16 protein-coding genes are annotated in these 15383 nt (G+C 66.6%); 6 read left to right on the top strand and 10 right to left on the bottom strand.

The features are described from left to right. Positions 1 to 5: 5 nt before the first annotated feature. Entirely contained in the window at positions 6 to 1301 is a 1296-nt protein-coding gene (locus ACNO8S_RS13265) for an NUDIX domain-containing protein (protein ID WP_420182061.1), read from the top strand. Between the two features lie 18 nt (positions 1302 to 1319). Here the strand turns inward: ACNO8S_RS13265 and ACNO8S_RS13260 are convergent, their stop codons facing one another. Further along, positions 1320 to 2066: an MBL fold metallo-hydrolase gene (locus tag ACNO8S_RS13260; protein ID WP_129755628.1), complete on the bottom strand. Its 747-nt coding sequence runs from the start codon at positions 2064 to 2066 to the stop codon at positions 1320 to 1322. A gap of 96 nt (positions 2067 to 2162) precedes the next feature. Here ACNO8S_RS13260 and ACNO8S_RS13255 point away from each other — a divergent pair, with 96 nt between their 5' ends. Both ACNO8S_RS13255 and ACNO8S_RS13250 read left to right on the top strand, forming a co-directional pair. After that, the gene (locus ACNO8S_RS13255; protein WP_420182060.1) at positions 2163 to 3299 is read left to right on the top strand and encodes a site-2 protease family protein; all 1137 of its coding nucleotides are present in this window, start codon (positions 2163 to 2165) and stop codon (positions 3297 to 3299) included. A gap of 178 nt (positions 3300 to 3477) precedes the next feature. After that, positions 3478 to 4332 carry a ZIP family metal transporter gene (locus tag ACNO8S_RS13250; RefSeq protein ID WP_064288685.1) on the top strand — a complete coding sequence of 285 codons (855 nt, stop codon included), beginning with the start codon at positions 3478 to 3480 and terminating at the stop codon, positions 4330 to 4332. 17 nt (positions 4333 to 4349) lie between these two features. On the opposite strand, the gene ACNO8S_RS13245 is transcribed toward ACNO8S_RS13250, so the two are convergent. The 5 genes from ACNO8S_RS13245 to ACNO8S_RS13225 all read right to left on the bottom strand — a co-directional run bounded on the left by ACNO8S_RS13245 (position 4350) and on the right by ACNO8S_RS13225 (position 9071). Beyond that, positions 4350 to 4649, bottom strand: coding sequence for a CPCC family cysteine-rich protein (locus ACNO8S_RS13245; protein WP_014041373.1), 300 nt, complete (start codon positions 4647 to 4649; stop codon positions 4350 to 4352). A 75-nt stretch (positions 4650 to 4724) separates the two neighbouring features. Then, positions 4725 to 5009 (bottom strand): DUF6360 family protein, encoded by a 285-nt coding sequence (locus tag ACNO8S_RS13240; protein WP_420182059.1) that lies wholly within the window; start codon positions 5007 to 5009, stop codon positions 4725 to 4727. 34 nt (positions 5010 to 5043) lie between these two features. Next, a complete protein-coding gene (locus ACNO8S_RS13235; protein ID WP_420182058.1) occupies positions 5044 to 6207 on the bottom strand; it encodes a nicotinate phosphoribosyltransferase in 1164 nt (387 codons plus the stop codon). A gap of 52 nt (positions 6208 to 6259) precedes the next feature. Then, positions 6260 to 7621, bottom strand: a complete 1362-nt coding sequence (locus ACNO8S_RS13230; RefSeq protein ID WP_146416867.1) for an Hvo_1808 family surface protein — start codon at positions 7619 to 7621, stop codon at positions 6260 to 6262. Further along, positions 7614 to 9071: an Hvo_1808 family surface protein gene (locus tag ACNO8S_RS13225; protein ID WP_151145189.1), complete on the bottom strand. Its 1458-nt coding sequence runs from the start codon at positions 9069 to 9071 to the stop codon at positions 7614 to 7616. Before ACNO8S_RS13225 ends, ACNO8S_RS13230 begins: the two co-directional genes overlap by 8 nt. A gap of 147 nt (positions 9072 to 9218) precedes the next feature. Between ACNO8S_RS13225 and ACNO8S_RS13220 the strand changes: the two genes are divergently transcribed. After that, a complete protein-coding gene (locus tag ACNO8S_RS13220; protein ID WP_146416869.1) occupies positions 9219 to 9791 on the top strand; it encodes a cysteine hydrolase family protein in 573 nt (190 codons plus the stop codon). Positions 9792 to 9893: 102 nt separating this feature from the next. On the opposite strand, the gene ACNO8S_RS13215 is transcribed toward ACNO8S_RS13220, so the two are convergent. Further along, positions 9894 to 10751 (bottom strand): hypothetical protein, encoded by an 858-nt coding sequence (locus tag ACNO8S_RS13215; protein ID WP_050037113.1) that lies wholly within the window; start codon positions 10749 to 10751, stop codon positions 9894 to 9896. A gap of 223 nt (positions 10752 to 10974) precedes the next feature. Here ACNO8S_RS13215 and ACNO8S_RS13210 point away from each other — a divergent pair, with 223 nt between their 5' ends. After that, a complete protein-coding gene (locus ACNO8S_RS13210; protein ID WP_420182057.1) occupies positions 10975 to 11658 on the top strand; it encodes a lipoate--protein ligase family protein in 684 nt (227 codons plus the stop codon). A 24-nt stretch (positions 11659 to 11682) separates the two neighbouring features. After that, complete coding sequence (locus ACNO8S_RS13205; RefSeq protein ID WP_050037111.1) at positions 11683 to 13011, top strand: dihydroorotase; 1329 nt, start codon at positions 11683 to 11685, stop codon at positions 13009 to 13011. Here the strand turns inward: ACNO8S_RS13205 and ACNO8S_RS13200 are convergent. From ACNO8S_RS13200 to ACNO8S_RS13190, 3 genes are read right to left on the bottom strand one after another with little or no spacing between them, the layout of a single operon-like run. Further along, complete coding sequence (locus tag ACNO8S_RS13200) at positions 13003 to 13368, bottom strand: DUF7268 family protein (protein WP_050037110.1); 366 nt, start codon at positions 13366 to 13368, stop codon at positions 13003 to 13005. The genes ACNO8S_RS13205 and ACNO8S_RS13200 overlap by 9 nt on opposite strands. Then, positions 13368 to 14297, bottom strand: coding sequence for an ABC transporter permease (locus tag ACNO8S_RS13195; RefSeq protein WP_014041364.1), 930 nt, complete (start codon positions 14295 to 14297; stop codon positions 13368 to 13370). The genes ACNO8S_RS13200 and ACNO8S_RS13195 overlap by 1 nt, the downstream gene beginning before the upstream one ends. Continuing rightward, positions 14294 to 15376: an ABC transporter permease gene (locus ACNO8S_RS13190; RefSeq protein ID WP_014041363.1), complete on the bottom strand. Its 1083-nt coding sequence runs from the start codon at positions 15374 to 15376 to the stop codon at positions 14294 to 14296. Before ACNO8S_RS13190 ends, ACNO8S_RS13195 begins: the two co-directional genes overlap by 4 nt. Positions 15377 to 15383: the final 7 nt, after the last annotated feature.

Genomic DNA, 15383 nt, shown 5'->3' with positions numbered 1-15383 from the left:
CCCGTATGGAGACACGCCCTGTCGTGACGTGCTTCCTACGCAGCGATGGCGAGGTGTTGCTGTTGCGCCGGAGCGATGCAGTCGGCTCGTATCAGGGCCAGTGGAGCGGGGTCGCGGGACACGTCGCCGACGACGCCGGGCGAGATCGGGACCCGGAGACGGCCGCACGGGCCGAAATCGACGAGGAGACCGGGCTGGTCGACGCGGTGACGCTCGTCCGGCAGGGCGACTCGTTTCGGGTCGCTGACGACGACCGGGGCGTTCGATGGGTCGTTCATCCGTTCCTGTTCGACTGCGAGGCCCGCACAGTCGCGACTAACGAAGAGACGACCGAGACTGCGTGGGTCCACCCGCCCGACATACTGGTCCGCGAGACGGTCCCGCGGCTGTGGACCTCCTGGGACCGCGTTCGCCCGCGAGTGGCGACAGTACGCGAGGACCGGACCCACGGCTCGGCGTGGCTGTCGCTCCGGGCACTGGAGGTGCTGCGCGACGAGGCCGCCCTGGCCGATGCCGGACGGTCTGACGACCTGGAGATGGCCGAGCGGGACGGTGACGGCTGGGACATGCTCGCTGCCCTCGCCGCTGAAATCCGCGAAGCGCGCTCCTCGATGGTCGTCGTCGCGAACCGTCTCAACCGAGCGATGGCTGCTGTGACCGATGAATCGCCAGCGGCTGTCGAGCGGGCGGCGACCGAAACGCTGAATCACGCGGTGACCGCCGACCGCGTCGCCGCCGCCGTCGCCGCCGAGCACGTCGGTGACCGCCTCGCGACGCTGTCTCGCTCCGGGACAGTCCGTGCAGTGGTCGACGCCGCTGCCCCAGCGGCCGTGCTCGTCGCCGAGTCACGGCCCGGCGGTGAAGGCGTTGGCGTCGCGGAGACGTTCGCCGACAGCGCCGCGGTGACGCTGACTACTGACGCAGCGTTCGGTCACGAACTGGATGTGTGGAATGCCGACACGCTCGTCGTCGGGGCCGACCGAGTTCTTCCGGATGGCCGCGTGGTCAACAAAGTTGGAACCTGCCCAGCAGCTCTGTCGGCGGCCGCCGCGGCCGTGGACTGCTACGCCGTGTGTGCCACGGACAAGATCGCGCCACGCGCTGCGTGGGGCCGAGAAGAGCGGGAGCCAGAGGAGGTGTACGACGGTGACGCCGACATCGCTGTGTCCAACCCCACCTTCGACCTGACGCCGGCATCGGCAGTGACGGTCGTCACCGAACGCGGCGTTCTGGGGACGGACGACATCGAGGAGATCGCCGAGGCCCACCGGGAGCGGAGCGGGTGGGCCGACGGTGGCTAACGCCGATCTTTCGCCCGCTCACTGCTCGTCTAACACGACCGGGACGCCGGCTTCGGCTACGTCGGCAGCGAACTCGCGGGAGTCGGCTTCGAGGTTGGAAAAGGTGTTGTAGTGGACCGGCATCACGAGGTCCGGGTCGATGGTCGCGGCCAGCGAGGCGGCCTCGTGGCGGTCCATGGTCGCCCGCGGGCCGATAGGCGGACACAGCAGCGATACCTCAAGGGTCCGATGCCCCGGCAGTACGTCCGAATCGCCCGGATAGAACGCTCTGGTCCCCTCGACGGCGATCATGAAGCCACAGCCGAAGCCCTCCGGGTGGTAGGGCGTTCCATCGGGGAGCGTATGCGGGCCGTCCGGTTCGTTGTACGCCGGCGTCGACCAGATCGGTACGTCCTTGACCGTCGTTTGCGATTTCATGCCGACTTCGACCACGTCGTAGGGCAGTGAGGACAGCGGCGGGAGGTCCCGGTCGCCCACGCGCTCGTCGATACCCTCGTAGGCGACGATGGTCGCGTTCTCGCTCGCGACGCGCTCGATGCCGTCTGGGTCGTAGTGGTGGACGTGGGTCACACACACCACGTCGCCGTCTTCCGCGCGGTAGTCGCTGCTTGGCGGGTGGCCGATACCGTCCGTGTGGGGCTCCCATTCGCCGGTGAGCACGCCGTACCGGCCCGGGTCGACGTACACCACCGTGTCGTCGCTGGCGAACCGGAGCGTCGCGTACCCCAGCCAGTCGACGATCAGCCCGTCGTGTCGAACTGTCATTAGGTGTCCGTACACGCTACACCCTGAATAAGGCCGCTACTCGCTGGCGTCGCCCCCATCAGAAGATATACCCGGCCACTGTCCGTTTGCTTGCCCGTGCGAAACTTCCACATCACGACGGTCTGGGGGATTCCGATACGGGTCAACGTCTCGCTGCTGATTTTCCTGCCGGTGCTGGCCTGGATTATCGGTAGCGGGGCTCAGATATCGGTGTACGCCGGCATCGTGAGCGCTCTCTCCGGCGTGACGCTCGACCTCACGGTGCTGACCGCGGGCCAGACGCCGTGGCTCATCGGCACCGCCGCGGCGGTGGGTCTGTTCGCCAGCGTCGCACTGCACGAACTGGGCCACGCCTGGGCGGCGATGCGCTACGGGCTCCGGGTAGAGTCGATCACGCTCTGGATTCTCGGCGGCCTTGCCAGCCTCGAATCCATGCCCAAGGAGTGGAACCGGGAACTCGTCATCGCGCTGGCCGGCCCGGCCGTGAGTATTCTGACTGGCATCGCCTGCTACGCCGCGCTGTTTGCCCTGCCAGCGAGCGCGCAGGTGACGCTGTTCGTCGTTGGCTGGCTGGCCGTCACCAATCTCTTCCTCGCCGTGTTCAATATGCTGCCGGCGTTCCCGATGGACGGGGGCCGCGTGCTCCGGGCGCTGCTCGCGCGAAAGCGACCCTACGCGACGGCGACTCGCATCGCCGCTCGTATCGGGACCGGGTTCGCCGTGCTGTTCGCCGTCGTCGGCGTCCTCTCGTTCAGCCCGCTGTTGTTGCTGCTCGCGCTGTTCGTCTACGGTGCTGCGTCGAGCGAATCCCGCACGGTTGCCCTGGCCGCCCTGCTGGAAGGGCTGACCGTCGACGACGTGGCCAGCCCGCTCGACGCGACTATCGAGGCCAGCGCCAGTATCGAGGACCTCGTCGACCGGATGTTCGCCGACCGGCGGACGGAGTTCGCTGTCACGCGCGGCGGCGACGTGGTCGGCGTCGTCACCGTCGGCGATTTCAGGGAACTCTCGAAGGCCGAACGTGAGGCCGACACCGTCGCCGACCTGATGGAGACCGACCTGCCGCGCTTTGCCTCGGAAACTGCCGCTTTCGACGTGCTCGTCGAACTCGACACCGCCAGAGCCACCGCCGCCTTCGTCGACGGCCCCGAGGGGACCCGTGTGGTCTCCCGCGAGGACTTCTCCAGTGCGATGGAGATGCAGCGGCTCGTTGGGTCGCCGGAACCGTTCTAACACAGCGTTTACTCGCTCGAATATGGTCCCTACCAGCTAGAAGGCGCTACCTGAAGCCGGCTGGACAACCTGGGCGAGCCGGGGTTTTCCGATTCTGTACGGAGACGACGCCAGAACCTGAGACGCCACCTCCCGACTGCCGGTACATCCAAGAGGGGGCGACGTCCACTACTCGACAATGCAAACCGGGTTCGTCGAACTGTTTGTCGACCTCGTCGGCACCGACCCGCTCATAAACGGCCTCGTAGGTGGGACCATCATCGCGACGATGAACCTCTTCGGCGCGTCGCTCGTGCTGGTCTGGCGTGACCCCTCGGAGCGGGCGCTGGACACGGCGCTCGGGTTCGCCGCCGGCGTGATGCTGGCCGCCGCGTTCACGAGCCTCATCATCCCCGGCATCGAGGAGTACTCGGGCGGGAACCCGATTCCGACACTCGTCGGCGTCGCACTGGGGGCGCTGTTCCTCGACCGCGCGGACGGCCTCGTCCCGCACGCCCACTACCTCCTGACCGGGAGCCGGCGGTCGGACGCCGCCAACCCCAGCCAGGACCTCTCGATTGACGAATCCAAACTGACGGGCGTCATCCTGTTTATCCTCGCGATCACGCTGCACAACATCCCGGAAGGGCTGGCCGTCGGCGTCGGCTTCGGCGCGGCCGCCGGCGACCCGCTCCGGATCGGGGGCGCGCTCTCGCTGATGCTCGCCATCGGCATCCAGAACATCCCCGAGGGGCTGGCCGTCTCCGTCGCAGCGATCAACGCTGGCCTGGACCGTCGGCTCTACGCCGTCTTCACCGGGATTCGTTCCGGCGTCGTGGAAATCCCGCTCGCGGTGCTCGGCGCTGTCGCCGTCGTGACCGTCGAACCGCTCCTGCCCTACGCGATGGGGTTTGCGGCGGGCGCGATGCTGTTCGTGATTTCTGACGAGATAATCCCCGAGACCCACCAGCGCGGCTACGAGCGCGTCGCGACGCTCGGACTGATGGCGGGCGTCATCGTCATGCTGTACCTAGATATCGCGCTCGCAGCTTGAGTCCTGTTTCGTATCTGCTATTCCTCGTAAGGCCAGTTCGGGTCGCGGTCGAGGCCGGTCGGCTCCTCGCAGTCCCCGGCCTCGTCGGGGGAACACGCCCCGTGTTCGCTGAAGTTCTCGCGCGCTTCCGTCAGCGACACATGGTTCGTATCGCTGACGAACTCCGCGTCGCCGAACTGGATTGGGTCGTCGAGCCAGTGACACACCGGACACATCTCGTACGACCCGGGCCGCCCCTCGGGGAGTGTCTGGTAGCCACAGCACGGGCAGTAACCCAGCTCCCGTGCGGCTGGATTACCGGGCGTCTCGGTTGACATATTTCGTGGTATGTGTCTTCACACCATAGAATTACCGACCCGTAGCGGTGCATGATTATCGCTGAGACGAACAGACTACTCCGATTGCGCGTCTTTGACCTTCCCGGCGTACTCCTCCAGTTCGGCGGCGAGTTCGCGTGCCTGGGCCGCCGACAGCGTCACTGAGTCCGCATGTGGTTTCACCGCGTCGAGGTCGGTGTTGTCCATCTCTAACTGGAGTTCGACGTGGTCCGGGTTCTTCCGCGGCGCGGTCACGTTCAGCACGGCCAGGGCCTCCTCCTCGAAGCCGTGGCCCTCTACCTCACCGTCGAGCAGGTCGAAGGTCGTGTACGCGTTGACCTTCATGATGCGGTCGACCATACCCTTTGTTCGCGGGCCGCCGACTTAACGCCCGTTACTCGGCTGCGGTCGCGCCTTCGTAGTCGACCCGTTCGGCGTCCGCCGCCGCGCGGTCGATGGCCCCGTCGAGGTCGAACTCCCTGACGATGTCTCCGTCACGAATCAGTGGGTCCAGTAGCGATTCGGCGTCCTCCGGCGCGTCGCGGTCGGCCAGGCCGATGTGGTGGCCGCCGTCGGCGGTACGGTACACCGATTTTGTGCCGGTAAGCTTCCCCCGCTTGGCCGCCGGCTCGCCGTCTAGTTCCACGATATCCAGCGCGAAGTCCAGCGGATCGGCGTTGGCGACGTAGCCCCCGACGCCGAAGCCGTCGGCCACGTCCCGTAGCTCCCGGAGCGTCGTCGGGGTAAGTCCGCCGGAGAGGAACAGGTCCACGTCCTCGTGGCCGTGGGCGTCCAGCGTCCAGCGTACCTCTCGAACGATGTGGCGGAAGTCCCCACGGCGGGAGCCGGTCGTGTCCAGTCGAACGCCTGTGAGGTCATCGACGGCCTCCGCTGCGCGGAGCGCTTCGTCGGTCTCGTCGCTGTAGGTGTCCGTCAGCGCGATGCGGGGCGTCTCCTCGGGGACCGCGGCGTCGAAGGCCTGCCACGCTTCTTCCTGATTGCCCCGTCCGAAGCAGATCATGAGCGCGTGTGGCATCGTCCCGCCGGCCTCCCGGCCGATGATTTCTCCCGCGGCGACGTTCGAGATACCGTCGAGACCGCCCAGCAGCGCCGAGCGCTCGATCATCGCCGCTATCGACGGGTGGACGTGACGCGAGCCAAAGGAGAGCACCGTCGACTCCGGTGCGGCGTAGCGGGCCTCTAGTGCCCGCGTCGCGATGCCTGTCGGATGCGAGAGAAAGCCAAGGAGCGCCGTCTCCAGGCGACAGAACTCCCGGTACGGCCCCTCGATTCGCATTACCGGGCCGCCGTCGAACAGTTGTCCTTCGGGGAGCGCGTCAACGTCGACGCTCCGTCCTTCAAGCAACTCGGCGGCGTCTTTCAGCCCCGCCAGCAGCTTCCACTGCCCCGTCGCGAACTGGTTCGCCGTCACTTCGGCGACCACGTCCGGGTTCTTTCCGGCGTGTTCCAGCGTCTCCATTGTCCGGTCGAAGTAGGCGTCGGTCGCCCGCCCCTCGCGAATCGCCTCTGGCGAGACGACGTCGAACTCCTCGGTCATAACACGGTGTTTTCAGTGTGGCGAAAAAAGCGGTCCGGTCGGCGACTGGCCCTCAGGACTCCGCTGGCTGGTGAATCTCGTCGAGATCGCTCACTGTCGGGCCGTTGACGATGCGGACGGTCTTGCCGGACCGGACGACGCGGAAGGCGTCGTTGAACTGGTCGTCCGCTGGGACGACGTAGACGTTACTCCGGGGCTGGCTGGCGTCGTGTTCCTCGGTCAGTGCCGCCCGATACGCCTGTGCGAACTCGCTGGCGTCCTCCTCGGTATCCCAGCGGATCTCCCAGACGTAGCCGTAGCCGCCGGAGCCGTTGCGGTAGGGAACGACGAGATCACCGCCCCAGCCCGCCGACATCTCGCTCTCGTAGCTGTAGCGGTCGCCCTCCGTCTGGCCGTTGTGGTACATCATCGCGTAGATCGAGGTCTCCCCGACCGTGTCGCCGACCGGGTCGTGGTCGAAGCGGCTCCACTCGTCGGTCGAGCGGTCAGCGACGCTGACGTTCACGGGCTCTTCGTCGGGATATTTCTCCGGATGGAGCACCTGCTCGGTGCTGTCGGGGAAGTCGTCGTGGAGGGCGTCGACGGCGTCCCAGCCGCCGTCAGCGCGCACCTGGTCGACGAACCGCGGCCCGGTGACGTACGGCTGGTAGAGGACGGTGAACAGCCCCTCGTTGTAGCTCGGCTGCTGGCTGGCGTCGTCTCCGTCGCTGCTTCCGCCGTCGTCACTGGTCCGGTCCGGGAGCGCGATACAGCCCCAGCCGTCACCACAGCGGCGCTCGTAGAGGATGCGGACGTAGTTGGCCTCGCCCTCGGTGACGCCCTGCCGTGACAGTTGCGTGTCCTGCGTCTCCGCGGAGCCGTTCAGCCCGAAGTGCTGGTCCTGCAGGGCGTGAACGAGTTCGTGTGAGAGCGTGCGCCGGTCGATCTGTGGCGTCTCCGTCGGGCTGACGATGACGATTTCGTCCTCGCTCGGTGAGTAGTATCCCTGGACCGTCGTCGAGAGCGTGTCGTCGATTTCGTCGCTGCTACCGGAGTCCTCGCCGATGAGCAAGAGCGCTTCCCACACCTGGTCGTTCCAGGGGTCCTGTGGACGACTGCTGCCGCCGCCCTCGTTGCCCCCGGACCGGTTCTGGTACTCCGCCCGGGAGATGACCGAAACCGGGACTGGCTCTTTGAATTCCAAGTCACGGACCTGCTCGACGCGGGCCATCGTCCGGGCGACGACAGCCTCTCGCTCCGTCTCGTTCAGGCCGTCGTCGGTCGTCACCGACACCGAGTCGTCGTACCAGTAGCCGCTCTCGTAGCCGATGGCATCGTCACCGGTCGGTGTTGCAGGGTGGTCGCTGCCGCCGAAGGATGGGACCGTACAGCCCGCCAAGACGACCGCCAGCGCAATGAGCAGTTCCTTACGCATCGTGGACCTCGTCGAGTTCGTCGGCTGTCGGCGCGTTCACGACGGTGACCGTCTCCCCATCGACTCTGACGGCGACAGCGTCGGTGTAGGGGCTATCTTCCTCGATGACCCAGTGGCCCTCCGCGGTTCTGGTACCGCCCCAGTGGGCGATGACCGCTTCCCAAGCGTCAGCGAACTCGCGGGCGTCGGCCTCGCTGTCCCAGGTCGTCTTCCAGACGTAGGCCGTCTCGTCGCCGTTGTCGTAGATGTGCATCCGGCCGCCCTGCCAGCCGTCGGTGGCGGGCAGGTCGTAGTTGTACGGGTCGTCGCTGTCCAGCGATCCGTCCTCGTAGTTGATGACGTCACGCGTCCGGACGACGCTCGACTCGTTGTAGTCATCGGCGATGGTGTACGCCATCGACCCGGCGATGGCAGAGGGACCGACGACGGCGTAGTCGGGCCGGTCCCGGTCGGTCGAGGGTCTGACCCGCTCCCAGTCGTCGCTGGACCGGTCCGCCAGCGAGACGGACTCGGGTTCCCATTCGGGGTAGCGCTCGGGGTAGGTCACTTCGGCGGCCCCGTCGGGATAGTCGTCGTAGGCGTCGTTGACAGCACTCCAGCCGCCGCGTTCTCGGAGGGCTCCAATCAAGCCGGGACCGTCGCTGTAGGGGAAATACTGCATGAAGTTGATGCCGAAGTGGCGGTCGCCGCCGCCACCGCCGCTCTGGGCGGGCCTGTCGATACAGCGCCATTCCTCGCCACAGCGGTCGGTGTAGGTCTGGGTGACGGCGACGGCGTCGCCTTCGACCATTCCGTTTCGACCCTGCACCTGATCCCGCGTCCGCGCGTCACTTTCGAGGCCGAAGTGCTGGTCCTGCAGGGCGTGGACGAGTTCGTGGGCCAGCGTCCCCCGGCTTATCGTCGGCGTCTCGGAATCACTGACGATGACGATTTCACCGCGCTGGCTGCTGTAGTAGCCAAGCACGCTCTCCCCGCGGTTGCTGTTCTGGACGGCGATGGAGTCGCGGTCCTCGCCGATGAAAAACAGCGCCTCGAACTTCGCGTTGTCGAACCGACGCAGCGAATCGCCGGTTTCGCCGCCGCCCGTGTTGTTTCGATACTCGGCTCGCGAGACGACGGAGACCGGCACTGTCTCCTCGAACTCCAGACCGCGAATCCGCTCGACGCGGGCCATCGTCCGGGCGACGACGGCTTCCCGCTCCGTCTCGTTCAGCCCGTCCCCGGTTGTTATCGACAGCGATTCGTTGTACCAGTAGCCGTTCTCGTAGCCCAGCCGGTCCGTCGCAGGCGCTGGCGGGGCGGAGTCGTTGCTCCCGTAGTCGGTCGCGGGCTCGCTCGGCGTCAGGTCGTCGCCATCGGTTTCCATCTCGGGCGACGCACTGGGTGCCTGACAGCCCGCCAGTAACAGCACAACGGCACAGAGAACGACGAGGGCGAAAGGGCGGCGCATCTACCTTTACGCTGGGTTACCACAGTGAAAAGTCACACGCTAATCGCGGGAACGTTCGTCGGTCAGAAAGACTGCTCGTGTTTGTTCCCGCCGTCCGAAATTCACCGTGGGAGTAACTTTCGTAGTCGCGCCCTCCCAAGGTCCCGCATGGAACTCGACCCAGCACAGACCGCTCTGGTCGTCGTCGATATGCAGAACGGCTTCTGTCACCCCGATGGAAGCCTCTACGCACCGGACAGCGAAGCGGCTATCGAGCCCTGCGCCGAACTCGTCGAGCGCGCCCGTGAGGCCGGCGCGAAAGTCGTGTTCACCCGCGACGTCCATCCACCCGACCAGTTCGAGGACACTCACTACTACGACGAGTTCGACCGGTGGGGCGAACACGTCGTCGAAGGTTCCTGGGAGACCGAACTCGTCGAGGACCTCGACCCGCAGGACGAGGACCTGACCGTGGTCAAGCACACCTACGACGCCTTCTACCAGACGGAACTGGAGGGGTGGCTCGACGCCCACGGCGTCACGGACCTGGCTATCTGTGGCACGCTCGCGAACGTCTGCGTGCTCCACACCGCCTCTAGCGCCGGCCTGCGGGACTACCGCCCGATCCTCGTCGAGGACGCCGTCGGCTACATCGAGGACGACCACCGCGAGTACGCGCTGGAACACGCCGACTGGCTGTTCGGCGAACTGACCGACCGGGGCGAACTCGCCTTCGCCTGAGATGGGGGCTGACCCATTCGCGGCGACATGGCCGAGGTCAAGGAAGGTCCCGAGTACGACCTGGACTTCCGCGCACATCCCGAGCGGTACGACAAATCGTAGTTACAGAGACGCCTCGTCACCGGTCGTGGCCTGCTCGATAGTCACCTGCACCTCGTCACCGACGGCGAGGTCGATGGTCTCACCGACGAGCTTCGCGCCGAAGCGTTCGCGGCCACAGAACAGCGCGATGCCGGTTATCGGTTCGCCGTTTGCCAGGACGGTCAGGTCGTCCCATGTGACCGTGCGGCCGTCCGCTGTCCCGACGTGCTGGCCTGCAAGGGCTGCGGCGTCGGTTCCGTCACGGCCCAGCAGCCCGCCTCCGGAGTAGTGTGGGAGCCCGCCGTCGAGGACTCCGGAATCGCCGCCGTCGGCGTCGTTGGCGATGCCGACGAAGGATTCACCAGGTGCCGGATGAGCAGGTTCGTCAAGTCGGACCCACGTTTCGCCGCCGGCGACGACGGTGCCGGTCCCGTCCCAGGAAAGCGGCGTCACGTCGACAGCCACGTCGACCGGCAGCGACCCCGACGCCCGGTAGGGGTTCGCGTCGGGATCACGGAAGCCGAGGTGGATGTGGTTCGGGACCCACGGCGCGAAAAAGCCCGCCCGGACCAGCTCCCCGAGGTCGTCGCCGACGGCCACCGTCTCGCCGGGTTCGACGGCGGGGTCGACATGCAGCAGCCGAGCCACAGTGTCGCCGGTGTCGATCAGGATGAGATGGTCGTGTTCGGCGGCGTAGGCCTTCGGCGGGGCCTGCACCGTCTTCGTGTCCAGCACTTCGCCGGCGACCGGCGACGGCGCGCGCTCGCCGTCTGGGTAGAGGTCGATGGCACACCCCTTGTCGTGGGCGTCGAACGGCGAGTTGTACAGGGAAAAGCGGTAATACTGAAAGAGTACGCCTCGCGGTATCGTGACGACCATCGGCGGCGATTAGGCGTGTGTCGGTATGGCTCTGTCGCCCGAGAGTTCAAGACCCATGCCGAGGCCACCGGTTCGTGTGCGCTGACGACGACCGCGGCGGGGGCAGCGGGAGCGCGACACGTCCCGCCGCGACGGCCATGTGTCGCCTGTTCGCTATCCACCGCTGAGGGGTATCTGCTTGACCGGCGGACCGTTTTAAGCCCGAGGGGCCGTACGGTCCGCTATGCGTCTGCTACGGGGTCGCACCGCCGACCCGGAAACCGACTTCGAGCGGACCCGCGAGATGGCCGAGACGGTCGCCGAGGACCGCGAGCCAGCCCTGCGAGCCTGGCGACCGCACAGACAGGTCGCATTCGGCCGCCGTGACACGAACAGCGACGGCTACAACCGAGCGCGCCGGGCCGCTCGCGACCGGGGCTACACCGTCATCGAGCGCGCCGTGGGGGGTCGCGCCGTCGCCTACACCGGGTCGACTGTCTCGTTTTCCATTGCCGTCCCGACCGATGACCCGCGAGGGTCTATCGATGACCGCTACGAGTGGGCCAAAGCCGCTGTGAAGCGCGCGCTCGACGACTGCGGCGTCACCGCTCGGACGGGCGAACCGGACGCCTCTTTCTGTCCGGGGAGCCACTCGCTGCAGGCCGATGGCAAAATCGCGGGGCTCGCACAGCGCGTCCGCCAGTCCGTCGCTGTCGTCGGCGGCATCGTCGTCGTTCGGGACCACGAGGCTATCGCCGAGGTGCTGGCTCCCATCTACGAGGCAATCGATGTCCCGTTCGACCCCCAGAGCGTCGGGAGCGTCGCCAACGCTGGGGGAACCGACGACCCCGAACAGGTTATCGTGGCGCTGGAGCGGTCGCTGGCTGACGGCCGCGATGTGTCGGTGAGCGCTATCCGAGAGACTTAGGGGTGCGCCCGGCCGACTGGGCGTATGCTCATCCGTAACGCGACGCTGCCGGACGGCCACCAGCGCGACGTCCGGGTGCGTGGCGAGTCCATCGTCGAAGTCGGCCGCGACCTCGACGCGACCGACCAGCACGTCATCGAAGCGACCGGCAAACGCCTCTTCCCGGGAATGATTGACGCACACGTCCACTTCCGCCAGCCCGGCTACCCGCACAAGGAGACGTGGGAGAGCGGCTCACGGTCGGCGGCGGCCGGCGGCGTCACGACTGTCGTCGACCAGCCAAACACCGACCCGCCGACCGTCGACGGTGAGGCGTTCGACCAGAAAGCCGAGTTCGCCGCCGACTCGGTCGTCGACTGGGGTATCAACGGGGGCGTCACGGCTGACTGGATTCCGAACGTCCTCCTGCGCCGTCGCCTGTTCGCACTCGGCGAGGTGTTCCTCGCGGATTCGACCGGCGACATGGGTATCGAGGCCGACCTGTTCGCCGACGCGCTGGAGGCCGCTGCTGACACCGACGTGCCGGTCACGGTCCACGCCGAGGACGCCGACTACTTCAACGACGACGCGAGGGCCCGCGACGACGCCGACGCCTGGAGCGCGTTCCGGACCGCGAAAGCTGAAGAAAAGGCCGTCGAGCGGGCCTGTTCCGTCGCGAAAGGGCACGACGCGACCATTCACATCGCTCACACCTCCACGCCGGAGGGCGTCGACATCGCCAGCGAGGCCGGAATGACGACCGAAGTGACGCCCCATCACTTGCTGCTCTCTCGGCGCGACCTCTCGGAACTGGGGACGTTCGGGCGAATGAATCCGCCTCTGCGCCGCGAAAAACGCCGTCAAAAGCTCTACGAGCGCGTCGTGGACGGCACCGTCGATATGATCGCGACGGACCACGCGCCACACACCCGCGAGGAGAAAGACGCCAGCATCTGGGACGCGCCGTCGGGTGTTCCCGGCGTCGAGACTGTCCTCCCGCTCCTACTAGCCGAAGCCCGGGACCCGGACAGCGGGCTCACCTACGAGCGCGTTCGGGACCTCACTGCACGCAACCCGGCCGACGTGTTCGACATCCCACAGAAGGGTGCCATCGAAGCCGGCAAGGACGCCGACCTCGTGCTCGTCGACACGACCGAGACGAGTGAGATCAGCGGTGCGGCGCTCCACTCGAAATGCGACTGGACGCCGTTCGAGGGCCGTGAGGCGGTGTTCCCCGAATGGACGATGGTCCGTGGGACGGTCGTCTACGAGCGCGGCGACGCGTTGGCTGACGATGCAACGCCGCAGGAAGACGTGTTCTACGACCATCAGGGCGAGAACGTCCGCGGCCCGGACAGCGAGCGGCTAGAGTAACGCCGCGACGACTGAGGTCCCGACCATTATTCCGCCGCCACCGCCACAGAGCCGGGCCATTGCCCGCCGCGAATCGCGCTCGGTCCAATTGCTTCGCGTGCCCATGTGTTCCTGCATGGCTTCGATGCCGCGGCCGGCGAGTATCGACCCCGACCAGCCCAGCAGGCCGAAGCCGAACACGAGCGCGCCGAGGGCGAACACCGCCGCTTCACTCGACCGTGCATCACCGGTGTAGAGCGTCCAGCCCGCCGTTCCGAGGCCGCCAAGCAGGAGGCCGACGACCAGACCGCTCCCCACCAGTCGCGCCCGGGCCGCGACGTACTGCCGGAGCCGCGGTGGGTCACCGTTCTGGGCCATCAGTCGATCGCGTCACGCATCCGCGGGTCGAGCGCGTCACGCATCCCGTCACCGAGCAGATTGAACCCGAGGACGGTGATAGCGAGGAACAGCCCCGGGAAGAAGGAGAGCCACCACTCACCAGTCAGGAGGCCGTTCTCGACGCCTCGGGAGAGCATCAGGCCCCACGACGGCGTCCCGGCCTGTGCACCGAACCCGAGGAAGGACAGGGCCGCGAGGTCGATGATGGCGAGCCCGAAGTTCAGCGTCGACTGGACGGTAATCGGCGCGAGCGTGTTCGGCAGGATGTGCCGGACGAGCACCCGCGGGTCGGTCGCGCCGAGCGCAACTGTCGCGTCGACGTACTCGTCTTCGAGCACTTTGAGCGCGGCTCCGCGGACGACCCGAGCGAACCGCGGCGTGTACACCAGCACGAGCGCCACCACGGCCCGCCAGAGCCCAAGGTCTCGCGGGAAGATGGCGACCAGCGCAAGTGCGAGCAACAGCGGCGGGAACGCCAGTAGGACGTCCATCGTTCGCATGATGACGTTGTCGGTCACGTCGCCGTAGTACGCCGCAATAATACCCAGGCCGACACCGACGGTAGTCGATGTACCGACGGTAATCGTCCCGAACTTCAGGGCCAGCCACGCGCCGTACAGGCTCCGCTTGTAGATGTCACGGGCCGCCGCGTCCGTCCCGAACAGTTGTTGATTCGCGGGCGCGGGACCGAGCCAGCCGGGCGGTGCGCGGTCAGCGATCTCGGTACCGAGCTGTGAGCTGGCAAGCGCGCCGAGGTCGTAGGTCACGCGGGCGTAGATGGCGACAGCGGCCATGCCGAGGATGATCGTCAGCCCGACGACGGCGAGGCGGTTCGTCAGCAGGTCGGCGAGGAACGGGGACGCCCGCAGGCGTCCCAGCGTGCCCCGTGTCTCGGTGTCCGTACTCATTGTTGAATCCGTGGGTCGAGATAGCTGTATGTGACGTCGACGAAGAGGTTCACGAGCGTAAACAGCAGGGCGAAGGTGAGCACCGTTCCCTGTACGACCGGGTAGTCCGAGACGCCGATGGCGGTGACGATAGTCAGCCCCATCCCGTTGATACCGAACACGGTCTCGGTCAGGACTGCCCCGCCCAGCAGCGTCCCGAACTGGATACCGATGACGGTGACGACCGGAATCAGCGCGTTCCGGAAGCCGTGTTTCATCAGCGTGATTTTCGCGCCCTGACCCTTCGCCCGCGCGGTCCGGATGTAGTCCTGCCGGATGACTTCGAGCATCGAGGAGCGCATCATCCGCGAGATCAGTGCCGTCGAGTAGACGCCGATGACCACCGCCGGCAGGAACAGGTGATGCGCCGCCGAGAGGAAGGCCTCGGTGTTCCCGAGCAGTATTGTATCGACTGTTATCATCCCGGTAAGGGGCAGCTCACGGCCGAGCAGCGTCCAGGTGTCGGGCAGAAATAGCGTTGAGGCGATACGCCCGCTGGTCGGGAACACGTCAAGGTACGTCGAGAACAGCAGGATGAGCAGCGGACCGGACCAGAATATCGGGACGGAAATACCCGTCAGTGCTCCGATCCGGGTGACGTGGTCCGTCAGCGAATCCTGCTTGACCGCGGAGATGATGCCCAGCGGCAGTCCGAGCAGGATACCCGCTGCCTGGCCGTAAATCGCGAGTTCGAGCGTGATCGGGAGTCGGTCGGAGATGACCGAGCGGACGCTGTTCCCGCGGCTAATGCTGTAGGACTGTCCGAAGTCGAACCGTGCTGCGTCCCACAGGAAGGTCAGGTACTGCTCCCAGAGCGGCCGCCGAAGTCCCAGTTCAACACGTATCTGTTCGAGCTGTTCGGCCGACGCTCGCTGGCCGGCGATAATGATAGCCGGGTCGCCCGGAGCCAGGTGGAGGATCGCGAAGACGACTGACGCGACGCCGAACAGCACCGGGATGAGCAACAGCAGTCGCTTGATGACGAACCGTGGCGGTACCACCGGCTCAGCCAGCCTGAAAAGAAACTGTGTCCAGTTCATTCGGAAG

It is taken from the genome of Haloarcula sp. KBTZ06, assembly GCF_048595605.1.
GTDB lineage: Archaea > Halobacteriota > Halobacteria > Halobacteriales > Haloarculaceae > Haloarcula > Haloarcula hispanica.
This window is presented reverse-complemented; position numbering and strand designations above follow the sequence as displayed.

What these genes read in the sequence shown, in the direction of transcription:
- ACNO8S_RS13265 (WP_420182061.1), top strand. Translation starts at nt 6, where the DNA reads ATGGAGACACGCCCTGTCGTGACGTGCTTCCTACGCAGCGATGGCGAG.
- ACNO8S_RS13245 (WP_014041373.1), bottom strand. Translation starts at nt 4,649, where the DNA reads ATGTCAACCGAGACGCCCGGTAATCCAGCCGCACGGGAGCTGGGTTAC.
- ACNO8S_RS13215 (WP_050037113.1), bottom strand. Translation starts at nt 10,751, where the DNA reads ATGGTCGTCACGATACCGCGAGGCGTACTCTTTCAGTATTACCGCTTT.
- ACNO8S_RS13260 (WP_129755628.1), bottom strand. Translation starts at nt 2,066, where the DNA reads ATGACAGTTCGACACGACGGGCTGATCGTCGACTGGCTGGGGTACGCG.
- ACNO8S_RS13220 (WP_146416869.1), top strand. Translation starts at nt 9,219, where the DNA reads ATGGAACTCGACCCAGCACAGACCGCTCTGGTCGTCGTCGATATGCAG.
- ACNO8S_RS13250 (WP_064288685.1), top strand. Translation starts at nt 3,478, where the DNA reads ATGCAAACCGGGTTCGTCGAACTGTTTGTCGACCTCGTCGGCACCGAC.
- ACNO8S_RS13235 (WP_420182058.1), bottom strand. Translation starts at nt 6,207, where the DNA reads ATGACCGAGGAGTTCGACGTCGTCTCGCCAGAGGCGATTCGCGAGGGG.
- ACNO8S_RS13210 (WP_420182057.1), top strand. Translation starts at nt 10,975, where the DNA reads ATGCGTCTGCTACGGGGTCGCACCGCCGACCCGGAAACCGACTTCGAG.
- ACNO8S_RS13240 (WP_420182059.1), bottom strand. Translation starts at nt 5,009, where the DNA reads ATGGTCGACCGCATCATGAAGGTCAACGCGTACACGACCTTCGACCTG.
- ACNO8S_RS13205 (WP_050037111.1), top strand. Translation starts at nt 11,683, where the DNA reads ATGCTCATCCGTAACGCGACGCTGCCGGACGGCCACCAGCGCGACGTC.
- ACNO8S_RS13190 (WP_014041363.1), bottom strand. Translation starts at nt 15,376, where the DNA reads ATGAACTGGACACAGTTTCTTTTCAGGCTGGCTGAGCCGGTGGTACCG.
- ACNO8S_RS13230 (WP_146416867.1), bottom strand. Translation starts at nt 7,621, where the DNA reads ATGCGTAAGGAACTGCTCATTGCGCTGGCGGTCGTCTTGGCGGGCTGT.
- ACNO8S_RS13225 (WP_151145189.1), bottom strand. Translation starts at nt 9,071, where the DNA reads ATGCGCCGCCCTTTCGCCCTCGTCGTTCTCTGTGCCGTTGTGCTGTTA.
- ACNO8S_RS13200 (WP_050037110.1), bottom strand. Translation starts at nt 13,368, where the DNA reads ATGGCCCAGAACGGTGACCCACCGCGGCTCCGGCAGTACGTCGCGGCC.
- ACNO8S_RS13195 (WP_014041364.1), bottom strand. Translation starts at nt 14,297, where the DNA reads ATGAGTACGGACACCGAGACACGGGGCACGCTGGGACGCCTGCGGGCG.